The sequence below is a fragment of the Phocaeicola sp. HCN-6420 genome, from assembly GCF_037890145.1.
In the GTDB taxonomy this organism is placed as follows: Bacteria; Bacteroidota; Bacteroidia; order Bacteroidales; family Bacteroidaceae; genus Phocaeicola.
This window is the reverse complement of record NZ_JBBKBJ010000061.1, coordinates 1-2484: the sequence shown is the minus strand read 5'-3', so window position 1 is coordinate 2484 and position 2484 is coordinate 1. Positions and strand designations below refer to the sequence as shown.

General features: G+C 39.3%; 1 protein-coding gene. It reads left to right on the top strand.

What is annotated here, in order from left to right; translation table 11 throughout:
• Window positions 1-565 precede the first annotated feature (565 nt).
• Window positions 566-2371 carry a reverse transcriptase/maturase family protein gene (locus tag WKT12_RS16315; RefSeq protein ID WP_120027392.1) on the top strand — a complete coding sequence of 602 codons (1806 nt, stop codon included), beginning with the start codon at window positions 566-568 and terminating at the stop codon, window positions 2369-2371.
• The last annotated feature ends 113 nt before the right edge of the window (window positions 2372-2484 follow it).

Sequence of the window (2484 nt, the reverse complement as noted above, 5' to 3'; positions counted from 1 at the left end):
GGTGCGCCCGTATAGGCGATATAATAAATATAGCATTGGCAAGCTATTAGGTAAGTGTTCCAATATTTACCTATCATCACCAGCTTATCTGCCCACGAAAGGACGGCAGGGAGTATAGCACGCTGGAAAGCCATAAGTCAATTAGTTATCAAATTGCAACTGAATGGTGAGATGAAACAGATAGATACGAGGATAAAATCCAAACTGATTGAATGATAGTCCAAGTGAACCCAGTATGTTTTATAGTGAAAGATAACTTAACTCGCTATACCGTAATACCTCTGTTGCGAGCGTCGTGTAGTAGAGGCAGGAACAAATTACGGCACAACCGCAGTAAGCGGTAACGGGCGGAAGTCATATCCGATAATCTATCATAGCCATGTTATTATATCGTAAACGGGGATTGCCTAAATCGGAACGCCGCAAGGCTATTAGGTACAGACCTATGAAAATCCGACAAGGCAACGGAGCTTCCGTAGTAGTCTGAGCAGGGGAAAGCCCTGTACATGGCGAAGGGAAGCAGCTAATAATTTTAATGCAAATAACGGAAAATGTGAGAGACATTATGAGAAGTCCAGAGTATGTATTAAACAGTCTAACGGAACACAGTGAAAATTTGAATTACAAGTTCGAACGCTTGTACCGTATCTTTTTCAATGAGGAAATGTATTACGTTGCCTACCAACGCATATATGCGAAACCGGGCAATATGACAGCAGGTGCAGATGGGAAAACCATTGACCAAATGAGCCTGAACCGAATTGAACAACTGATAACATCGTTGAAAGATGAGAGTTATCAGCCCCAACCCTCAAAACGGGTGTATATCCCAAAGAAAAATGGGAAAATGCGTCCATTAGGTGTACCAGCTTTTAACGATAAATTATTGCAGGAAGTGGTCAGAATGATATTGGAAGCCATCTATGAAAGACAGTTTGAAAAAACGTCGCATGGCTTCCGACCCCTAAGAAGCTGCCACACTGCCTTGTCTGATATTCAGAAGACATTTTCGGGCGTGAAATGGTTCGTAGAAGGTGATATTAAGGGATTTTTCGACAATATCAATCATGAGATACTGATAGGTATTCTGAAAGAACGTATCGCTGACGAAAGATTTATTCGCTTGATTAGAAAATTTCTGAATGCAGGATATATCGAAGACTGGAACTTTCATAACTCCTACAGCGGAACACCGCAAGGCGGAATTGTCAGCCCTATCTTGGCAAACATATACCTTGATAAGTTGGATAAATTCATGAAGGAATACACTGAAAAATTTGATAAGGGGAAAGAACGGAAAAGAACCAAACAGGCAGTATCACTTGAAGGCAAACGACACCGTATTCTGAAAAAGTTGAAAGTGGTAAAAGACAAAAATGAAAGGTCAGAATTGATAAGACAATATAAGGCTTATCAAAAAGAAGGTTTGCAGTATTCTGATGGTGACGAAATGGATATGAACTACAGAAAACTCAAATACGTGAGATATGCGGATGATTTTCTAATTGGAATCATTGGCAGTAAACAAGATGCTATCATCATCAAAGAGGACATAAAGAACTTCCTCTATGAAAAGTTGGCTCTTACACTGTCCGATGAGAAAACACTTATCACCCATGCTGAAAACGCTGCAAAATTTCTCGGATATGAGATTTTTGTAAGGAAATCCAATGACACCAAAAGAAGCAAATACGGAGTACTAAGACGTGTCTTCAATAAGAGGATACAATTGGCACTTGGAAAGGATACGTTTAAGAAAAAGTTGCTCGAATATCGTGTTTTAGAAATAAAGATACACAACGGCAAGGAGTATTGGAAAGCAAAATCCCGTCCCAAACTTTCAAACAACAATGACTTTGAGATACTTGACAGGTACAACAAGGAAATAAAGGGCATTTACAATTACTATTGTTTGGCTAATAATTGTAGTAGTCTGTCAAAACTTGGGTATATCATGAAATATAGTATGTACAAAACATTTGCGCAGAAATATCGGACAACGATGTCGCAAATCCGAAAAAAGTACACCAAGAATGGACTTTTTTCAGTTAGATACTATTTAAAGAACGGTACTGCCAAAGACTTGACCTTTTATCATGGTGGGTTCAAAAAGAAAAATCCAATGAACATTAAGGATTTAGACAACTTGCCCAAATTCACATATCATCCTACAAACACAAGTCTTATAGATAGGCTGAAAGCGGAAAAATGTGAATTATGTGGAGCAGTCGATAAGTTAGTGATGCACCATGTGAGAAAATTAAAAAATCTTCAAGGGAAAACTACCTGCGAAAAACAAATGATGGCTCGCAAACGAAAGACTATTGCCATATGTGGTAAGTGTTACAAAAAACTCAGTAACAATGAATAGATTGATATTATTAGTAGAAAGCCGGATACGCGGAGACGTGTACGTCCGGTTTGGGGGCGAGCTTCCGAAAACCCACCGTAGTAATACGGCAGGGCGTTGGATGCTTAGCCTAC

What these genes read in the sequence shown, in the direction of transcription:
- WKT12_RS16315 (WP_120027392.1), top strand. Translation starts at nt 566, where the DNA reads ATGAGAAGTCCAGAGTATGTATTAAACAGTCTAACGGAACACAGTGAA.